1 protein-coding gene is annotated in these 1,698 nt (G+C 42.6%); it reads left to right on the forward strand.

The window, feature by feature from the left end:
• Positions 1–844: hypothetical protein (locus IQ247_RS32090; protein ID WP_228060240.1), on the forward strand; the 844-nt coding region annotated here is incomplete at its 5' end.
• Between the last annotated feature and the right edge of the window lie 854 nt (positions 845–1,698).

Consider the following 1,698-nt stretch of genomic DNA (forward strand, 5'->3'; position numbering starts at 1 on the left):
CCCCATCCCCCCATCACCTTTCATAGTACGATTGGACTATACAGGCGATACTTCGTTGCGCTTACGCGATCGCATTTCCATGAGTAAAAACCCTTTTGACCAATTTGCCAAGCAATTTTTTGAAACTTTCTTATCTCCCCTAGGTGAGGTAAGAACGAATTTTGAAGTTCCGGGAGAGCCGAAATTTATCGATATTTGGTTTTCGCCATCCCATCCACCGAGTGTAATTACGGAAGATTTGGGACTTGTTGCAAAAATTGCGACTTTACCTTGTTTGTTGGAGCCTTTTCGCAATCAGCCCAACTCTTCAGAAATTCGTAGTTGTTTGTCTAAATTATTTCATGTCATCGCGGATTTTCAACGTCAAGCCAAACGTGAAGATAGAACAGTTCGAGAAGACGAACTTCCACAGTTGTGGATTATTACCCCTTCTGCATCCGATGATTTGCTTTCAAGAGCTTGTGCTTCTGAAAGTGAAGATTGGTTAACAGGTATTTATTTTTTACCAAAAGTTTTAAAAACAGCAATCATCGCTGTAAATGAGTTACCTCGTATCCCAGAAACTTTGTGGTTGAGAATATTGGGTAAGGGAGTAATTCAAAAGCAAGCAATTGATGAGGTAATTGGGTTCAATGTAAAAGACCCAAGGCGTTCTACGATTTTAAAACTCTTAGCAACTTGGAAGATTAGTATGGAGGTAAGTAACTTAGTTGAGCAAGAAGATCGGGAGCTAATGATGACATTATCACAAGCTCCTAACCGAATGGGAACAAGAAACCCAGCGTCGGGGACAGCGTTTTGTTGTAGAAAATTTACTCAAAGCCCGATTTGGGGAGTTAGATGAGCAGTTAGCCGCGATTATTGAGCCGATGTTGCAGTTACCACCTCAAGAATATGCTTCTTTATTGTTGCAGTTGCCCTCTTTGCAGCGTGAGGAGTTGTTGAGACGGTTTAGTTAACCAAGGTGGTTATGGTGGTTTTAGTAGTCCACCACATAAATTATGATGGGTTGGGATCGCAGCCCGACCGGGAATGCAATTCCCGGCTCTTAAGCAAAAGTCCTCTCAAGAGGACTGAATTAATACCCCTCAAAATTAATGTGGTGGAGTACTAGTGGTCCGCCACATAAGTTATGAGGGGTTGAAGTAGTGCGAGCCGGAAAGCTCGCTGGTTGTAACGAGGGAGCGAGACGCTCCCACTACGAGAACGTTACCCCTCAAAATTAATGTGGTGAACTACTAGTAGTCTGTCCCATTAATTTTGATAGTTTGTAGTAAGGGCTTTAGCCCTTGATTTGAGGGATAAATCCCTCACTACGAACCCTTCAGAACTTATGGGACAAACCACTAGTAGTCTATTGCATTAGTTTTGAGGGGTAATTGATCAACTATCATATAATTGATTTTTTAGTCCTATTCATAGGACTTGTGCTATTAGACCGGGAATTTGATTCCCGGTCGGGTCGAAATAAGAACCCATCAAAATTTTTGATTCCCGGTTGGGTCGAAATAAGAACCCATCAAAATTAATGAAATGAACTACTAGTAGTCCACCACATTAATTACGCTAGGTTAAATATCTGTAGTGGGAGCGTCTCGCTCCCTGGTAACAACAAGTCAGCCTCTCGCTCCATATTAGTCATCAGCGAGCTAGAAGTATGCCCCGGAGGGCAGGCTACGCCAACGCACTACTGGTGAC

It is taken from the genome of Plectonema cf. radiosum LEGE 06105, from assembly GCF_015207665.1.
In the GTDB taxonomy this organism is placed as follows: Bacteria; Cyanobacteriota; Cyanobacteriia; order Cyanobacteriales; family Nostocaceae; genus Rivularia; species Rivularia radiosa_A.